The sequence below is a fragment of the Alteromonas sp. AO-Serp genome (assembly GCF_017849675.1).
Lineage (GTDB): Bacteria > Pseudomonadota > Gammaproteobacteria > Enterobacterales > Alteromonadaceae > Alteromonas > Alteromonas macleodii.
The window spans coordinates 10,872-29,563 of the sequence record NZ_JAFLMX010000084.1; the positions used below are offsets into that span (position 1 = coordinate 10,872).

Here is an 18,692-nt window from a genome sequence, read left to right on the forward strand (position 1 = left end):
GTCACTTAAACTATAGTGTAGGAGGCCGGCGCAAATCCAGCGTATTTGGATATTCTTCATTCTCGGCTTCTTCCAAAGGTAAATCAAAATCACCGCGACCTTCATGGTCAACCACATACTGTGTAGCAAAGTGAGGCGACCACTCAGGCATGGAAGGCGATGCCACCGACGGGGTATGACCGTGATCCCAGAATCTGGCAATACGCCTTCCTTCAGCCTCAAAAGCGTTGACCGGCATAGTAGAGAAATTGCGCCCGCCCGGGTGACTAACATGATAGGTAAATCCGCCTAAAGAGCGGCCCGCCCAGCTGTCGTAAACATCAAAGACCAACGGCGCGTGCACGCCAATGGTCGGGTGAAGCGCCGATGCAGGGTGCCACGCTCTAAAGCGAATTCCGGCTACATGTTCTCCGCGAATATTGGTGGGTTTTAACGGTAATCTGCGGCCGTTACACGACACTATGTAACGGTCTGTATGCATGTTTGAAACAGTGAGCTGGACGCGTTCAAGTGAGCTGTCAACATAACGCGCAGTTCCGCTGCCTGTCGCTTCTTCACCCAATACATGCCATGGCTCAATAGCGCTAAAGAGATCTAGCTTAATTTGACCGACTTCACGGCTACCGCAGCGAGGGAATCGAAACTCAAAAAACGGATCGAACCATTCAAGCTTAATGGGAAAGCCTGCTGCGTTTAGGTCGCTACATACTTCAGCGATGTCTTGCCGAACGTAATGGGGCAGCATAAAACGATCGTGAAGCTCTGTGCCCCACCGCACCAGTTTCTTCTTGTATGGTTGTTTCCAAAACCACGCTAGCAGCGTGCGCAGAAGAAGCATTTGCATCAAACTCATTCTGGCGTGAGGAGGCATTTCAAAACCGCGAAACTCTACAATGCCCAATCGCCCCGTGGGCGAGTCGGGGTTGAATAGTTTATCGATACAAAACTCTGCACGATGGGTATTCCCTGTCAGGTCAGTCAGCAAGTGCCGAAGGAGGCGGTCAACCAACCAAGGTGAGGGAACTTCGCTATCGGGAATTTGAGAGAATGCAATTTCCAGTTCGTACAGCCTTTCATCCCGCGCTTCATCGACACGAGGCGCTTGGCTAGTCGGGCCGATGAACAGGCTCGAAAACAAATAGGAAAGCCCAGGGTGATGCTGCCAATAGGTAATAAAGCTTCGCAGAATGTCTGGACGCTTTAAAAACGGGCTCTCTAACGGTGTCGGCCCACCCATTGTCACGTGATTTCCACCTCCTGTGCCCGCGTGCCGTCCATCAAGCATGAATTTTTCTGTACCGAGTCGACATGACTTGGCCATGGCATAAAGGGCATGGGTATTTTTTACCAGAGTATGCCAATCGGATGCAGGGTGAACATTGACCTCGATAACACCGGGGTCGGGGGTAACCGCAAACTTTTCAACGCGACTGTCGTAGGGCGGAGTATAGCCTTCTAATATCACGGGAATATCAAGTTTATCAGCGATGGACTCAATAGCGTTCAGCAGCAGCGCATAATGTTCAAAGTGGCTTACAGGCGGCATAAATACGCATAACTTTCCGTCGCGCACTTCTAAACAAAGGGCGGTTAATACTGACTTTTCACTAATATACCCTTTGTGAGACGTTGGGGATGAGAGCGTGCCGGTCATGTCAGCAGGATCCCGTTCTGCTAGCGCATCTGGACTACCTAAGCTACTCAACGGCAGCCGATAACCTAATGGAGAGTCGCCCGGTAACAAGAAGCAGTGTCCTCGTTTAAACGACCATACGCTACTTTGCCATCCGTCAAAAACCGTGTCGTAGGCGAGGGGAATAATAAAGCCTACGGGGTTATCTAAACCCTGTTCCAACTTGGCTAAAAAGCCTTTGCGGGTCATTGCGTGAAGCAGTTCTGGGGCGTCGGGTGACGGGTCTTGCGGCAGGTTACCCTCTTGCCATAAATGATACAGCACGTCTTCATAAGCGGTGACAACAACCTTTTCACTTAAACCCAACGCCGTGGCTAGTTGAGTAGCAAATGTTTGCGCTTCGTTTTGTGAGAAAGAATAGGTGGCGTTGTTGTCAGCAAGTAGTGCTTGATTATGCCAGATAGGCGTTCCGTCTTTACGCCAGTAACAGGCATATTGCCAGCGAGGTAATGGCTCTCCGGGATACCACTTACCCTGTCCATAATGGCGAAAGCCACTATTACTAAAGCTTTCCACCATTTTCATGAAAAGCGTGTGCGCTAAAATGCGTTTCTCCTTGCCGTCGGCGGCGGTATTCCACTGTTCGCTTTCCATATCATCAATGGAAATAAACGTGGGTTCGCCGCCCATGGTGAGGGTTATCCCTGCATTAACTAAGTCTTTGTCTATTTGGCCTCCAAGCCTATCGATAGCGGCCCACTGGGCATCGCTGTAAGGCTTGGTTACACGGGGCGGTTCGTGTAAACGTTGTACGTTGTTGTAGAAGCTAAACGTTGATTCACATTGATCGATGGCACCGGTAACCGGCGCTGCCGACAGTGGTTCGGGGGTACACGCCAATGGAATGTGCCCTTCACCTGCGAAAAGCCCAGACGTAGGGTCAAGGCCAATCCATCCCGCTCCGGGAACATATACCTCACACCATGCGTGCAGGTCGGTAAAGTCTTTTTCCGGGCCACTGGGGCCATCAAGAGACTTTTCATCACTTGCCAATTGAACCAGGTAGCCGGAAACAAAGCGCGATGCCAGCCCTAAATGCCGAAATAGCTGAACCAATAGCCAAGCCGAGTCACGACACGAGCCGCCTTTTTTCTGCAGAGTTTCGTCGATACTCTGGACTCCGGGCTCCATGCGCACACCGTATTCAATCAGGTCGTATACGGCGCGGTTTACACCCACTAAGAAATCTACGGTAGCAACAGGCTCTTTAGGCTGCTGATTGTCAATTAACTGCTGAAACAAAGACGATGCATCTTCTGTCTCAAGGTAGGGTGTTAAGTCTCTCGCCAGCCGTTTTTCGTACGAAAACGGAAAGGTTTCAGCGTAAGACTCTAAAAAGAAGTCAAAGGGGTTAATAACCGTCAGTTCGGCAACAAGGTCTACGGTGAACCAGAACTTTTTAGTCTTCTCAGGAAATACTACGCGTGCAAGGTAGTTACCAAACGGGTCTTGCTGCCAATTGATAAAATGATTCTCAGGATAGACTTTTAAAGAGTAACTTTTTATTGGTGTTCGACTATGCGGAGCAGGGCGAAGGCGGAAAGTATGCGGTGACATACTGATACTTCTATCGTAGTGGTATTCAGTATGATGTGTGATCCCTACAGTGATTGTCATGCTATGGCTCCATTGCCAATTGATATACAAACAGCACAAAAAATCACCTTATATCCAAGTGAGTAAACTTACAAGAAGAAGCGATGGGCAGAAATGTAAAACCCAAAAATTATGTGCTTCAACGGTAATCTCGTTACTCACGATATTGAATAATGTATACTCACCCCAATATATGCGCTATAAAACAGCGCGTGTTTTAAGCGCGACTTTTCCTTCACAGATAGACAATTCACTACTTTGAGAGCACTAAACTTTCGCCACGGGTTTTCATCCTACATGCCGCTTTTCATGGCATGGGTACTCTCGTGCCTCATCCTTAGTGCAAGCTTCCAAAGTGGTCAAATTAATAATGAAGTTGAAGTAAGTCAGCAGTCACCACTTGCCCAATTTAACTACGCGGGCAAAAGCTATTCGTTACGGTTTACCGGCACTAAGCTAGAAAACAGTGACGATCAAGGCGATGGACCTGAGGCAATTGTTGAATTGACCTTGGGGTTTATTGCTCTGGCTATTGTGTCGTGTTTGGGTATGGCAAATGTTGTACCCCGTGCTCGCAAACACTACCGCCAACCTTCTCGCGGCCCACCTTTATCCCTGAGCTAATTCTCTTTTTGCCTTAATGCGCTAGCACGTTCGCTTAGCTGCAAATTAAGGCGCTTCAAAAAATTAAATTATTCAGGATTTTAAAATGGCACGATTTTCATTTCGTGGCTTTGTGTATGTGCTCATCGTTATGCTCGGTTTACTGAGCGCTGCGCCCAACATATTGCCACAATCAATTAAACAGCAGTTACCTACGTGGTACACCACTTCCACACTATCTTTAGGCTTAGATTTGCAAGGTGGTTCGCATCTGCTATTAGCCGCAGACACCAACGCCTTGTTTGAAAAGCAACTCAACAGCTTTTCGAGCGACTTACTTAGCGAATTGCGCAGTCAAAACGTGCGCTATACAAAAACGTCTCATTCACTCACTCATAAAGATAGTCGTTCTGGAAGTGTCGTCTTTACATTGCGTAGTGCAGATGATGCGAGAAAGGTAAAAGACACCGCATATCAAATTTCCGCTCAGCCAAATGGTTCAAGTGCACTTGATGTAGAGATAAAGCAAAGCACCGTTACCCTTACGCTTAACGAGCTATACACCGAACAACTGGTTAAAGACACGTTAAGCCGAAGTGTTGAAGTAGTTCGAAAGCGTTTGAACGAAACGGGGCTTACTGAGCCTAGTGTTACGCTACAAGGTAAAGACGCCATTTTAGTTCAGATGCCGGGTATGTCTGACCCCACTCAAGTTAAAAAATTATTGGGCACTACCGCACAAATGACTTTTCACTGGGCCGCGAACAGCCAGTCTGAGCAGGTAATGAATAAGCAAGATGCGGCGGGTAATACCTATCGCTTAGAGCAAAAAGTGGCGCTAGAAGGTGAGCATATTACTGATGCGGCAGGTGTCTTAAGTAGTGAAAATGGCCAGCCAGTAGTGACGTTCCGATTAGACAGCGCAGGTGCCAAGCAGTTTGCCACTATGACACGTGACAACATCGGCCGTGTGCTTGCTATCGTCCTTGACGACAAAGTGGTTACAGCCCCCGTCATAAATAGCGTGATTCCGGGTGGTCGTGGTGAAATAACCGGTAACTTTACATTGCCCGAGGCGGGCAACACTGCACTAATGCTTCGCACAGGTGCGCTACCTGTGCCACTTACCATTATAGAAGAACGCACGGTGGGGCCTGATTTAGGCAGCGATGCAATTCAAACCGGAGTGGAAAGCGGTGTGGCAGGTGCGTTACTGGTATTGGCATTCATGGTAGCGATTTACGGCAGGTGGGGCGCTATCGCAAGTTTTGCTCTTTGTATCAATATGGCGTTGGTGTTTGGCGCATTAACCCTGTTTGGCGCAACCCTGACGTTACCGGGCATAGCAGGTTTGATCCTAACCATGGGCATGGCAGTCGATGCGAACATTTTGATTAATGAACGTATTCGTGAAGAAAGTAAAAAAGGTCGTCCTGCAGCCAGTGCAATAGAAGTGGGTTTTGATAAAGCGTTCGCGACTATTGTGGATTCAAACTTCACCACACTAATAGCGGTAAGCTTGTTGTTTATGTTTGGTAGCGGCCCTATTAAAGGGTTTGCAATTACAATTGCCCTTGGTCTGGTGTCTTCGGTATTTACTGCTGTAGCCCTAACTAAAATGTTAATGCTAAGAGTGGTTAAGTCGAAGCACAAGAATACGCAAGATCGCGCGCAGCAGCGCGTTCCTTTGCGCTTTTCATCACCGCTTTTGCGGTTAAGCGATAAGCTAAGCGGTATTAATTTTCTGGCAAAGCGTAAAATTGCACTCGCTGTTTCGGTAGTGCTAACAGTGCTTTCAATCGGCTTGTTTGCTAAGCCTGGCTTACATTATGGCGTCGACTTTACCGGTGGCACCATGATTGAGTTGACCGCACCAACCCTTACTACCGATGAGCTAAGGAATGTGATTGAAAGCAATGGCTTTGATCAGGTAGCAATTCAAGAATATGGCAGTGAACATCACTATTTATTGCGAGCCCCTGTTCTAGATAGCAGTGGCGAGCTTGAAAATAGCAACGCAAAGCAGACTGACGCACTAAAGCGTGCGATTTCGCAGGCCGACAGTGAGGTAAGTTTTGATAAAATTGATATGGTTGGACCCAAAGTCAGCGGAGGCTTTGCCGAGCTATCCATTCTAGCATTGCTTATCGCAGGTGGCGGCATGTTGGTGTATCTGTGGGCACGCTTTGAAGCGCATTTTGCGAGCGCAGCGCTGCTAACCGTGATACTCGATTTAACCAAAACCATAGGCTTTTTCGCGCTTACGGGTATCGAATTTAACTTAACGGCTGTCGCAGCACTATTGGCGCTCATTGGTTACTCTATAAACGATAAGGTTGTGGTGCTTGATCGCATCCGTGAATTATTGCGTTTAGACCCAAACAAGCCATTGGCAGATACCATTAATGAGGCCGTGAACAGCACGTTAAGCCGCACGGTATTCACTTCCGTCACCACGCTGTTGGCATTGTTACCGATGGCTATTTTTGGCGGTGATGCCGTAGAAAGTTTTGCAGTCCCTATGGTTTTTGCTGTCGTGATTGGCACGTCATCGACCTTGTTTATCACCTCTACGCTGTTGTATTTGTTGGGCAGTAGAAGAGAGAAACAAGGTAAAGCGCAGTTAAAGCCTACTGCAGAAGAGATTAAGGCTTCGTTGTCGCACATCCCTTAGGCGGCACAAGTTCCTTAACCCCAATACCTCAGCGTGCTTTTGTACCTCAATACATTGGTGCAAAAACGCGGTAAGGTAGCAGTATTAACAGGAACCCTTGATGCTCTCACGCATACCCGAATAATTTGCGTGAGAGTATCAAGGGCAATAAGGAACGTATAATGTTTGCAGTTGATCACATTATTTTACTCAGTGCAGTGCTTGCCATTTTGGGCGTACTGGCCAGTAAATTGTCCCCGCGCTTTGGCGTACCTGTTTTAGTTTTATTCCTTGGTGTAGGTATGTTGGCTGGAGAAGATGGTATCGGCCGAATCTTCTTTGATAATGCTGATGCTGCGCATGCCATTGGTACATTTGCGCTTATTCTCATCCTATTTGATGGCGGTCTACAAACGTCAAAAAAGTCCATAGCGCAGGCGTGGAAACCCGCCGCGTTGCTCGCCACTTTTGGCGTAATTGGTACGGCAGTGGTCACCGGTATCGCCGCTATGGTTATTCTCGATTTACCGCTTTATAAGGGCTTATTGCTTGGTGCTATTGTAGGGTCGACAGACGCCGCAGCAGTGTTTTCTGTTCTGCGCAACGCTGGTATACGCATTCCTTCAAAAATAAAATCCACACTAGAGCTGGAAAGTGCGTCGAATGATCCAATGGCCATATTCCTCACAATCGGCCTTATTACGCTTATTCAAGACAGCACCACTAAGCCAGTTGACTTACTTTCGCTGTTTGCCAGTCAAATGGGAGTGGGAGCGATAGTGGGCCTTGCTATCGGCGGTATTGCAGTATGGCTTTTCAGACGCGTCACCTTAATGGCCATCGGTTTGTACCCGGTATTTGTGATGTTGTTTGGTGTATTGTCTTTTGGCCTTGCTGCGAACTTAAATGGCAGCGGCTTTCTCGCTACCTTTATTACGGGTGTTGTCGTGGGTAACAGCCGCTTTGCTTATCAGCGTAATACGTTTGTGTTTCTGGATGGGCTGGCCTGGCTTGGGCAAATTGCCATGTTCGTTATCTTAGGTTTGTTGGTAACGCCCACCGAGCTGTTTGTTAATTGGAAAGAAGGCCTTTTAATTGCGTTTGTGCTTATTTTTATTGCACGTCCGCTGGTGGTTATGCCGATTTTATTGCTTTCAAAATTCTCGTTCAAAGCATCGCTGCTTATATCATGGGTGGGTTTACGCGGTTCGGTGCCAATTATACTCGCTATATTTCCGCTAATATTCGGCATGCCATACGCCGAGCTCATTTTTAATGTCGTGTTCTTTATCGTGCTTATTTCTGCCTTGTTGCAAGGTTCCACCTTACCTTATGCGGCGCGTAAGTTAGGCTTAGTGTTGGACGATGAAGTAAAGGAATCGAGCACGCTGGAGATTGTAAAAGTCGCTAAGAGCAAGCGCGAGCTTATAGAAATAGAGGTATCGAAGTTATCACCGGCACTACATAAAACCATTAGCGAATTAGCCCTTCCCGATAATACGGTAGTGGCGATGATTGCCCGCGGAGAAGAAACCCTTATACCCAAAGGAAGTACCAAAATAGAAATGGGCGATCAAATTTTCATTATCACCAAACTGCTTGATAAAAACGCCGTTGAGCACTGCTTTTACAGCGAGCAGGAATAGGGTGCTATTGTAAGGTACTTCATGTAGAATGCGCCGCGGAGTTGGCCAGGCAATCGCCGCTTTCGTAAGAAAGGGGAGGAAAGTCCGGGCTCCAAAGGGCAGGGTGCCAGATAACGTCTGGGCGGCGTGAGCCGACGACAAGTGCAGCAGAGAGAAGACCGCCTAAGCATGTTTACATGCCGGTAAGGGTGAAAGGGTGCGGTAAGAGCGCACCGCACCTCTGGTAACAGAGTGTGGCAAGGTAAACTCCACCCGGAGCAAGACCAAATAGGATCCCTCAACGTGTGGCCCGCATGGGGATCGGGTAGGTTGCTTGAATCAGTGAGCGATTGCTGATCTAGAGGAATGGTTGCCCACGACAGAACCCGGCTTACGGCCAACTCCACTCTTTTCCCAAAAGAAAGTGAAGCCTCTACCTGAAGGGATATTTCCTCAGGCAGAGACATTTATCGCTCGTTACTGGAAGAAGTAACGGAAAGTTGCGCCTACTGTACGAGGCTGGTTCACCGTAAATCCAAGCCGAGCTCGTCCACCACGTTCTCTATCAAAGGATAGCTGCGCGTTTTCGTCGAACAGGTTGTTTGCATACAGTAATATTTCATAGTCATCGTAGGTAAGACCGAAGCTCATATTAAGCGTGCCGTAGTCGTCTAACAACAAGTCTAATTCCGTTGTTTCTGCGCCAGTGGCACCGCCAAAGGCAAGGCCTGAAGTGAATATACCTGCGCCCGCAACTTGGTCACTAGGCTGGGTTATACGATCACCCACATACTGGTAAGAGCCTTGGAAATAGGTGCTGTTTGAAGAGAATAAAGGCTGCGCTAAATCGTAGGTAAATGCGATGGCAAAGCTCTCTTCAGGTACTGAAGCTAAGCGGTTACCGTCTTCTACGCCACCTAGTACCGCACCATCACCATCAACAACGGTTGAATCGAACTCGGCTTCAATGATGCTACCCGTTAATGAGAAAAAGAGCTGGTCAGTAAACTGACGCGTAAGCTCAAATTCAATACCTTGGGTGTGGGCGTCAGGCACGTTAAATGATACACGTGACGAGCAAGAACCAGCATCCAATGTAACCTGAAGATCTTCAATATCGTTATAGAAAGCCGAGATGTTAGCTGACCATCCTCGACCTGATGATTTCATACCGATCTCATAGTTGGTGAGCTTTTCATCGTCATAGTCTTGGAACGAACCAAAGATGGCTTCATCTTGGTCGGTACACAGGCTTCTATTTAGCGGGTCGTTAACGCCGCCAAGTCTGAATCCTTGAGACACCTGAGCATTTAAATTCACGTTTTCGTTTACGCTATACTGGCCAATTACACGTGAAGTAAAACCGTCTGATTCTGTGGAATCGGTCTGGTTGTCGCCATTGGCAAACAAGCCTCCAGAGATAAACTGACGCTCTTCTTCGTAATCGTAAAAACGCGAGCCGACAGTCATTTTAAAGTCATCGTTCACTTGATAGTTCACTTCACCAAACACAGCAAGCTGCTTCAAGTCGTACGGTAAATAGGCGTTGTAGGGAGAATCAGCTTCAAAACCATTGGCAACCGCTGCTGACGTGCCTTCACCTAAGGTGGCGTCGGTAAATGCGTCGTACCCAGGGGTAGGGAGTGATTGGTCGTAAACACGCTCTGTAGAAGAGTAGAAAGCGCCAACTAGCCAATCTAGCGCGCCATCGCCATTGGATGCGGCACGAAGTTCAAAGGTATCTTGCTCTACTTCTGTTCGGTCCAAAAGATTCGACGGTAATAGTACGGCTTCATCCGGAAACCCTAAATCGATACTTACAGAGCCCGAAAGCGCGCTGGCATCACGACTTACAAGAATATCGCGGTCGGTATAGCTATAAACAAAGGTAAAGTCAGCAACGTCAGCTTGATATTCAGCAGTTACGTCAGCAATCAAGGTATCGTCAGAGAAGCCTTCTTCAAGCAAAAGGTACTGTTCTCGTTCACCCAATTGAATAGCTGGGCGGGTCGTTGTGTAAGGGTTAGCAAACACGTTATACACTTCCTGTCTGTTAAACCCGTTCATTTCTAATTCTTGGAAGATAAGTCGTGGTGTAATGGTGAGCTTATCGTTTGGGGCGATGATGAACGCTACGCGTCCGCCAGTTCTATCGCCGTCGTTAACGTCTTCGCTAAACGCGCCGTTTTCACCTAACGCATCTATAAAGCCTGCGTAATCAGTGCGGTATACCACCGCGCGCATGGCAATGGTGTCGGAAATAGGTACGTTTACCATGCCCTTAACGTGACCGCCCACGCCACCGTCTGTCACACTATTAAGATTAGCTTCAAACTTACCTTCAAAGGTATCTAACTCGGGCTGATTGGTGATGTAGCGAAGGGTTCCGCCGATAGAGCCAGATCCAAAAAGCGTACCTTGCGGACCGCGCAGGGTTTCAATGCGGTTAAGGTCGAAAAGGTCGAGATCTGGAGTAAATAAAGACAGCGAGATCACGCTTTCATCGAGGTATACGCCGACCTGCTCCTTGACGCCTGGTTGGTCTCGTACAATCTGACCCGCTGAAACGCCACGCATAGATACTTGGCTTTGGCCTGGTCCTAAGTTTTGAATTGATACGCTCGCCACGTTTCTAGCGACGTCTTCTAAGTTTCCTGCACCGCTGCGTTCAAAGTCTCGCTGCGTTTGTGCGTTGATTGAAAAAGGAATGTCTTCAATGGATTCTGCACGCTTTGTTGCAGTTACTATGATCTGCTCAAAGTCATCGTCATCCTTTTGTTGTGTGTCCTGCGCCATTGCACCGGAGCTAAGCAGCCCCATTACCGCAACGCTAAGTGTGCTTCGTCTAAACGACGATTTTTCTATTTTAAACATAAGTCCATCCAGGTTGGTTGTTTCTATTTTGTTATCAGGCAAGGGCGTAATGTGGCAAAAAAGTTGGGTTATTTCCATAACTTGCGAAACAAATATTTCATTTTTTGTTGTATCTAATGCGCTACGTTTTTCTTGTTAATTTAGTGTTAATTGTAAATGTGTGGGGAATGTGCGTCTAAAAGGTCAAAAGAAGCGTCTATCTGGCTAATTACAAAAGCAATAATCTAAGTATCATCTTTATGAGAGAGGTGTTGACCCTAAGAGCAAAAATGACTGAGTGATAAAAGCAAGCGGCAGCGAGCGGTTTATATCAGCGTCACAGTAAAAGCTGATGGGTTAATTAGAAAGTACAACATGAAAGCATTGTTCAACAGTTAAAGCTAAGAAGGTGAGTAATAGAGTGGAGAAGGCAGTGAATACAAGCGATGTAGTAAAAGGGGTCTTAGCAATTGTTATCGCAAGCTTTCTGTGGGGGACAACAGGCACTGCCGCTCAGTTCGCTCCAGAAATCAGTCCTCTGGCAATCGGTGCCTTTGCAATGGGTATAGGTGGTGTATTGCTTTGTGTTAGTGCCCGAAAATCACTGGTAAAGGATGCACCTATTCTTTTTTCTACACCACTGACCTTTCTGTTTGGCAGTGCATGTGTTGCAATTTATCCGCTGGCCTTTTACAGCTCAATGCGTTTGTCAGGCGTTGCTATAGGCACCGTGGTTTCTATCGCCAGTGCACCACTATTCGCTGCGCTTTTAGAGTATTTTTTAAGTAAAAAGCCCGTGTCTTTAAAATGGTTTATTAGTTTTGTGTTTGGTGCGTTTGGGATTGGCATGTTAGCCATGGGTAAGGCACACGACGCAATGGCGTTGTCAGCATCTAAAGATGATCAGGTGTTCGGCGTTATATTGGGTTTAATTGCCGGTTTAACTTACGCTGGATACTCATGGGCTGCGAAGCAACACATTGACGCTGGCGCAAATTCAAAATCTGCCATGGCCGGACTTTTCGGTTGCGCTGCCGTTGCTCTGTTGCCTTCCCTCTGGTTTACCGGTCAAAACTTGTTTGCTAACACTATCCACATTAGCGTTTCACTCTATATGGCTGTTGTGCCGATGTTTCTTGGTTATTTGCTATTTGGCTATGGTCTTCGCACTACCGAAGCGAGTAAAGCTACGCTTATTACGTTAATTGAGCCACTGGTTGCGACACTTTTCGCTATTTTTCTGATTGGTGAAGTATTCAAGCCGGTGGGGTGGGTTGGCATGACGCTGGTGTGTCTTTGCCTTTTAATCCAATCGATAAAATTTCCATTTGCTTTAAAGCGCTATGGCAAAAAAGCAACGGCGTAATGTTGAAACCGCGTGTGGCTTATAATGAAAAGTCAGAATACTTGTTAAGTATTCTATCAATTTGACCCGTTTGTTTTAATTCAGCAATGGCGCGGTTAATGGCGGGGAGCTTATCTTTATGTCGATTGTGAACACGCAACGCCATTTGGCCTGCGGTATGGATGGGGCCCAGCGCTATTTTTACGTTGTGCATTGAAGACCAGTAACGCGCTGCTGCTTCCTCCATTATGATGACATCTATCCGTTTCATGCCAAGGGCTAAGATAAGGTTACTCTCGGCTTGAAAGTCCATTCTGACGAACTTATCAGAATCAAAATACACATAGCCGGAGATCATCCCTACGGTTTCACCGTAGATAGAGGCGAGGGTTTGGTATCGGCTATGGTTTTCAGGCAGAGTAATAAAGTATTCTGTGATGTCTATAATGGGATCTGAGAAAGTGAAGTCGCCCGCGGGCTCATCTTTAGACAGCCAGCTTGGACTGAAAAAGTCGAAATCAAGAGCGCCTGTTTTAAATGCAAGCATGGCACGTTTGGTAGAGAGCATGACTTTTTCTGTCTTAATACCTGCTCTATTCATAATAAGGGGAAGGATTTCAACTAGAATACCGGCCCTATCTTCGTCGACAGCATTTTCGTACGGGATAGAGCTGCCTGACGTTCCAAGATTATATCGCAGTACTTCATCGGCAGTCGCGCCACCGCCAAAAAGCGAAACGTTAATCAATAAGATAAACGAAACAACTTTTTTGATGTGTTGGGCTAGTCTCGCTAAGGCGTTCACTCAAGATGTTCCACTTCAATAGATTAATGAACGGCGCTTTCTTCACTATTTCTTTCAATACTTGCCCAATGCTCAACTTTGTCGATGAGGTCAATAGCATCAAAAGGTTTACTTAGGTAATCGTCCATTCCGGCGTTAACGCAGCGCTCTTTGTCACCTTTCATGGCATTGGCGGTTAGTGCGATGATCGGCACGTTTAAATAGCGTTCTCCGGCCTCACCATTTCTTATGCGTTTAGTTGCTTCAAAGCCGTCCATTTCTGGCATTTGACAGTCCATCAAGACAACATCAAAGGTCACTTTCATTTTGTTCAACGCTTCAAGTGCCTCTAGGCCTGATTTGGCACTCAATGTAGTGTGGTTATTTAGGTGCTGTTTAACAATAACCTGATTAATGTCGTTGTCTTCGACAATTAATACTTTGCGTTTTTTCCCTTTTTCCCGTTTCACTCCTGAGGAGTGGTGAACTGGCTTAAGCAGGGCTTCGTCGGCTTGTTCAAGCATAATAGTGAAAGAGAACGTGCTTCCGTGACCTTTAACGCTCTCAAGTTTTATATCGCCGCCCATGAGTTCGCATAATTGTTTGCTAATAGAAAGTCCAAGGCCTGTTCCGCCGAATTTGCGAGTTGTAGAAAGGTCTTCTTGGGTAAAGACATCAAAGATTGTACTTTGCTTATCTTGTGCGATACCAATGCCGGTGTCTTTTACGCTACATAAAAGCTTAAGGCTGTTATCTGCGTTTTGCTGAATGCTGGTGGTGACTTCAATGCATCCACTGTCGGTGAACTTCACGGCATTACCTAACAAGTTCGAGAGTATTTGTCTAAAGCGTACATCATCGCCTTGTACAACGTGAAAGCCTTGTAAATCAAAGTGAAAATGTAGCGCTAACCCTTTTTCTTGGCACATAATCGCGTACTGACTTTGAAGGTTTTCAAGCGATTCTAAAATGTCGAATGGGTTTTCTTCAATTTGCAATTGGCCTGCCTCTATTTTAGAGAAGTCCAAAATATCATTTACGATATGTAAAAGGCCTTGGATACTAAACTTAGCAAGAGACAGGTAGTGCTTTTGCTCCTCAGTGAGTTCAGAGCTAGCCATTAACTGCAAAACACCAGAAATACCGTGTATTGGCGTGCGTATTTCATGGCTCATACTAGCGAGGAAGCTCGATTTAAGACGGGCAGACTCTTCCGCTTTTTCTCGCGCATCCTGAAGATACTGTTCGGTTTGTCGTTGTTGAGTAACGTCCTGTTGAAACCCGATATAGTGAGTGACTTCACCATTTATTTTTACCGGCGTTAAATTCAAACGATTATAAAAGGCGCTGCCGTCTTTTTTATAGTTGAGCAGCGTTGTTTCAATAGGCTCGCGCACTGCAATAGCCTTGCGGATTTGGTCAACTGTCTGCTTGCTGGTTTCATCGCCCTGCATCGACCTGCAATTATGACCGATTATTTCTTCACGACTGTAGCCTGTAAGCTCTTCAAAGGCACTGTTTACGTATATTATTGGTTGGCCGACGCGCTTAATGTCCGAAATGATGATCGACACGGTTGCTTCATCCATAGCGTGAGTGAGCACTTTAACGTGACTTTCAAGAGAGCGTTGTTCGGTTTCGTCGCTACCAACATAGATATCACCACGAATATTACCATTAGCATCGGCCAGTGATGTTTTAGTCCAATGAACAAACCGCTCTTGGCCGGTTGATACCGAAAAGTGTGTAAGTTCATTGCTCTGTGAAGAAGCAAGCTTTTGCATAATGAACTTCAAAATACCGTTCTTTTCACCGTACTGGTCATGACAAAAGTCGTCGAAGCGCTTATTAGAAAGTAAAGTTTGCTTGTCTTGATCAACCACTACAAGCATATCGCCCATTGATTCCAACACGTTGGAAAACTGTTCGTTAGACAGTGAAACCTCTGTCAAATCCCAAATCAGTTTGTCAAACGCTTCGCGAATATCCGCAAGTTCTTGGGCCTCAACGTCACTATCAAGGCGTAGTGAGGTCTTATCATCACTGTTTAGTCGATTCTTAATGTCATTGTACAAAGTCGAAAGTGTTCGCTCGGCAAGCGTTCCCGTCATACTCACCATATGCAAAATGATAAATACGAAGCCTACAATCATTGCCAGCAATACAATCCCAGTCCATGCGGCTTCTCTGTATGCGGTGATGGTGGGTTTAACGCTGTACAAGGTTAGATTTTGCCAATCAGCCTTTTTTATAGCGTAGCCGCTGTCATCAAAATCGGAAAAGCTTGAGTTGGGAGCAATGAGTGAGGGCTCACTGCTAAATAGGACATGCCCACTAGAGTCGGTAACAAGCTGGTTAGTCAGTCTGGGATAGGGCGCGAGCAAAGACTGCAAGCTATCCACATACATGACAAGTGCGCCTTCCGCTACGCCTCTAAGTAACACTGGAACGCTTATTAATACGCCGTACTTTGATACCGAGGAGTATGCATTCGATGAACCAAGGGTTTGCTGGCGCCATGCACTACTGAGCGACTCGGGGATAACAGCATTCCAGTTTTTATCAATCACCCGGTTCCCGGCAAAATCAAATAGCGCAAACTCGACACTTTTCGCCTGAGTTAAATTTAACGAGCGGAAAAACATGGGAAGGTAATTATCCCTTTGCTCGAAATCAACCAAGGAATTGATGATGATATCGTTAGCTGCCAAGTCTGCTAGCTGTCTAGTGGTGTCGCTAACAATGTAATTGATATCTTGTTCTAAACCATCAACAGATTGTTGTTGAAGCTGGTCGGTTTGTTTAACAATGAAGTGAAAAGAGAGAGCAAACAGAATGATAGACAAAACCGCGACGAGTAAAACCAGTCGCGGTAACATGCTTGAAAGCAGAAGAGAGCGTAACCTTGGGGGCTGCTGCATCATTGCACGCCCGTTGTTACCAAGTGACCTTTTTCGTTAAACGTAGTCATAAAATAATCCTTTGCCCAGAGTGCATCGTGTCTGTCCTCTGAAAATGGAGCTGTGTAGTGCTTCACTGCACCTTGCACATTTTGAAGAGACTCTAGCGCACCGCGTAATGCGTCTACTTCTATACTACCAGCTTTCGCGGCAGCTGCCGCGATTAAATGAGTTAAATCATAAGCATGAGCCAAACCTGTCACACCACCAATCGCAGTCGCATCCACCAAGCCATACTTACTATAATAGGCTTCTAACAAGCTTTTTGCCTTGGTATTTTTCTGGTGGTTGAAGTGGAAGGTTTGAAGTACTGACACATTGTAGTTAGCGATGGGCTTTGCAAGTAAAGAGGCGAACTGACCCGACGCGACTCCCCAATGTGACACAACAGGGAGAGAGGCGATGCCTTGTTTTGCCATCTCATCGAGTACCACAACACCTTCAGGAACGTTAGTGACAAGAATAATCGCTTCCGCTTTCGCGCTTTTTATTGCCGCGATATCCTCAGAAAAGTCTTTCTGCTGCCAATTTATCCAATGGGTTGCTGTTATATCAATATCATTATTACTTGCAGCTTGTGTTAATGATTCAAGGTTTGAGCGTCCCCATCCTGTTCTTTCCAGTACCAACGCGATATTTGATAGCCCCATATATTTGACGTGATTAATTAGGACTGACGCTGCTTCAGCGTCGCGTACCGACACGCGAAATATGTTATTCGGTGAGTGCCCGTTGTCGATAATAGGCGTCCCCGCTGCCCAAGGAACCAACATCAAAATGTTTTTTTCGTGTATTGGGTCGACTTCAGCGAGAACTACAGGTGTATGAACGCCGCCTACTACCGCAAGTAAATTGGGAGTTTGGGAAAATTGCTCAATGTTATATACACCTCGAGCTGGGTTGCCGCGATGGTCTTTCGCAATAACTTTTATTTGACGACCTAGAATCCCACCAGCGGCATTTATTTCGTCGACGGCAAGCTCGACCCCTCTTGTAATAGCGATGCCACCTTCAACAGCTACCGCTGAAAGATCGGCATCAATACCAATCACCAGAGGTTCCGTTGAACTTAATGCTTTACTTGCAGTAAAAATTGAAAAGACGCAAGCCAGCGAGAGAAAGATAGAAAGTGCACGCATGAATAGGCTACCTAAATGTTAACCTTAAAAGTGTATAGCAATGTGCTCAGTCTTTTAGCGTAAACGTCTTATCCTTTAGTATAAGTTTGATGCTTTTTTGAGAGCTTTTACGAGATTTTTGAGCGCTGGCGACGGGTTGGTGTACTAAACGAGTGCGCATTAATTGTGGCACGATTCTACTATTAGCTTATATTTCGAGAAGAGTGGTTGTACATTTGCTAAACAGTGCTCGACGTTGTTTAGTTGTTCCTCTGGTGACGAGGTAGCAGTAAAACCGCCTGATAAAAATGGTTTGCGTATGTTGCAAGCAAGGATAAACAGCGGTTTGGAGCGTGAGTGCGAAAGAATACCCTGCCAACAATAATAGACATTGAAGCAAGTGGATTTGGCGCAGCGAGTTACCCTATTGAGATAGGTATCGTGCGCTATGATGGTGCAAAGTGGTGTAAGCTACTTCGGCCCTTTGACTCGTGGGTTCACTGGGATCGAAAAGCGGAGTCACTGCACGGCATAACGCAGCAGATGCTGCAAACTCGAGGAGAAGAGCCTCGAAAAGTCTGTGTTGAGTTAAATAACTTCCTTGGCAATACGGTTGTTTACAGTGACGGTTGGGTCGTTGATAACCCGTGGCTAATTAAGCTCTACGCCGCAGCGCAGGTAGAAATGTCTTTCACGTGTAGAGCATTGGAATATATTTTGTCTGAAGCACAAATGAATCAATGGCATGAGGTGAAAAGCCGCCTTGCGAGCCAACTTGATGTTAAGCGTCATAGAGCGAGTTCCGACGCGATGGTAATTCAACAGACTTACGCAAAAACCTTATCATTGGCATAACGGCAACTACGTTTCGTCTTTATGATGGGGTGTAATACTAAAAGCGCACTGTGAGTGCAATGTAGCGGTGACCTAAAACAAGTAATTGACGCCCAATGAGAGGCCCATATTCTCTTCTTCCCCAACTTGCCTATGTTCAAGCTCTACCGCCATGTTTAAACCCTCGCTTTTGCCAAGCAGCCAGCCCAACCGAGTAAAAGTACCTACATCATGTGGTAAATAAAGCCACTCTGCGTAATGCTGAAAGGCGGTATTGTTGGTTTTGTACGTTGCATAGACCTTTTGCGGAACCCAAGTGTTAAACCGCCTGCTGGCGCTAAACATACCTTGTGACCCCGCTGGGTAGGTATAACTGTTGTCGTATAGATAAGTTTCGGTTGTAGATTGAATGCGGTACATACTATTTAGCTGCCACCGCGCTATTTTTTTGCTTTTGAATTGGATAGGACTGTAGTGGGGAGCATTTATTTCCGCGAGCACGGGGGAAGCCGCCATAGACGCAGCCAAAGTAAGTGCCAGAAGAATTCCAGTAACCACATTCATGGAAGAGCCCAAGTTGTTGTTATCATGGCTTGTAAACAACCAGAAACTACAAGCGATAGTGTGT

General features: G+C 46.4%; 11 protein-coding genes and 1 other RNA gene. 6 read left to right on the top strand and 6 right to left on the bottom strand.

Going from position 1 to position 18,692, the window contains the following annotated elements; all coding sequences use genetic code 11:
* Window positions 1-10: 10 nt before the first annotated feature.
* A complete protein-coding gene (locus tag QVA83_RS06925) occupies window positions 11-3,310 on the bottom strand; it encodes a transglutaminase family protein (protein ID WP_287498272.1) in 3,300 nt (1,099 codons plus the stop codon).
* A 288-nt stretch (window positions 3,311-3,598) separates the two neighbouring features.
* On the opposite strand from QVA83_RS06925, the gene QVA83_RS06930 reads away from it, so the two are divergent.
* The 4 genes from QVA83_RS06930 (at window position 3,599) to rnpB (ending at window position 8,579) form a co-directional block, all read left to right on the top strand.
* Complete coding sequence (locus tag QVA83_RS06930) at window positions 3,599-3,913, top strand: hypothetical protein (protein WP_231513040.1); 315 nt, start codon at window positions 3,599-3,601, stop codon at window positions 3,911-3,913.
* Window positions 3,914-3,998: 85 nt separating this feature from the next.
* Window positions 3,999-6,566, top strand: a complete 2,568-nt coding sequence (gene secD / locus QVA83_RS06935; RefSeq protein WP_014948372.1) for a protein translocase subunit SecD — start codon at window positions 3,999-4,001, stop codon at window positions 6,564-6,566.
* A 161-nt stretch (window positions 6,567-6,727) separates the two neighbouring features.
* Complete coding sequence (locus QVA83_RS06940; protein WP_014975736.1) at window positions 6,728-8,191, top strand: potassium/proton antiporter; 1,464 nt, start codon at window positions 6,728-6,730, stop codon at window positions 8,189-8,191.
* 37 nt (window positions 8,192-8,228) lie between these two features.
* Window positions 8,229-8,579: RNase P RNA component class A (gene rnpB / locus QVA83_RS06945), an RNA gene on the top strand.
* A 68-nt stretch (window positions 8,580-8,647) separates the two neighbouring features.
* Here rnpB and QVA83_RS06950 read toward each other — a convergent pair.
* Window positions 8,648-11,044 (bottom strand): TonB-dependent receptor, encoded by a 2,397-nt coding sequence (locus QVA83_RS06950; protein ID WP_197040331.1) that lies wholly within the window; start codon window positions 11,042-11,044, stop codon window positions 8,648-8,650.
* Between the two features lie 400 nt (window positions 11,045-11,444).
* Between QVA83_RS06950 and QVA83_RS06955 the strand changes: the two genes are divergently transcribed.
* A complete protein-coding gene (locus QVA83_RS06955) occupies window positions 11,445-12,389 on the top strand; it encodes a DMT family transporter (RefSeq protein ID WP_156079092.1) in 945 nt (314 codons plus the stop codon).
* 19 nt (window positions 12,390-12,408) lie between these two features.
* Here QVA83_RS06955 and QVA83_RS06960 read toward each other — a convergent pair whose 3' ends face one another.
* Genes QVA83_RS06960 through QVA83_RS06970 form a run of 3 tightly spaced genes read right to left on the bottom strand, consistent with a single transcriptional unit; the run spans window position 12,409 to window position 17,251 of the window.
* On the bottom strand, window positions 12,409-13,173 hold the full coding sequence (locus QVA83_RS06960) for a substrate-binding periplasmic protein (RefSeq protein ID WP_156077940.1): 765 nt from the start codon (window positions 13,171-13,173) through the stop codon (window positions 12,409-12,411).
* 23 nt (window positions 13,174-13,196) lie between these two features.
* Window positions 13,197-16,076, bottom strand: coding sequence for an ATP-binding protein (locus QVA83_RS06965; protein WP_170826495.1), 2,880 nt, complete (start codon window positions 16,074-16,076; stop codon window positions 13,197-13,199).
* The gene (locus tag QVA83_RS06970) at window positions 16,073-17,251 is read right to left on the bottom strand and encodes an ABC transporter substrate-binding protein (protein WP_049586185.1); all 1,179 of its coding nucleotides are present in this window, start codon (window positions 17,249-17,251) and stop codon (window positions 16,073-16,075) included. The genes QVA83_RS06965 and QVA83_RS06970 overlap by 4 nt, the downstream gene beginning before the upstream one ends.
* Window positions 17,252-17,587: 336 nt before the next feature.
* Here QVA83_RS06970 and QVA83_RS06975 point away from each other — a divergent pair, with 336 nt between their 5' ends.
* Window positions 17,588-18,085 (top strand): 3'-5' exonuclease, encoded by a 498-nt coding sequence (locus QVA83_RS06975; protein ID WP_014948380.1) that lies wholly within the window; start codon window positions 17,588-17,590, stop codon window positions 18,083-18,085.
* A 72-nt stretch (window positions 18,086-18,157) separates the two neighbouring features.
* Here QVA83_RS06975 and QVA83_RS06980 read toward each other — a convergent pair.
* A partial coding sequence (locus QVA83_RS06980; protein ID WP_287498273.1) for a hypothetical protein occupies window positions 18,158-18,692 on the bottom strand: 535 nt, incomplete at its 5' end.

Coding starts and splice junctions, on each gene's coding strand:
- QVA83_RS06940 (WP_014975736.1), top strand. CDS start 6,728: ATGTTTGCAGTTGATCACATTATTTTACTCAGTGCAGTGCTTGCCATT.
- QVA83_RS06925 (WP_287498272.1), bottom strand. CDS start 3,310: ATGACAATCACTGTAGGGATCACACATCATACTGAATACCACTACGAT.
- QVA83_RS06930 (WP_231513040.1), top strand. CDS start 3,599: ATGGCATGGGTACTCTCGTGCCTCATCCTTAGTGCAAGCTTCCAAAGT.
- secD (WP_014948372.1), top strand. CDS start 3,999: ATGGCACGATTTTCATTTCGTGGCTTTGTGTATGTGCTCATCGTTATG.
- QVA83_RS06950 (WP_197040331.1), bottom strand. CDS start 11,044: ATGTTTAAAATAGAAAAATCGTCGTTTAGACGAAGCACACTTAGCGTT.
- QVA83_RS06965 (WP_170826495.1), bottom strand. CDS start 16,076: ATGATGCAGCAGCCCCCAAGGTTACGCTCTCTTCTGCTTTCAAGCATG.
- QVA83_RS06970 (WP_049586185.1), bottom strand. CDS start 17,251: ATGCGTGCACTTTCTATCTTTCTCTCGCTGGCTTGCGTCTTTTCAATT.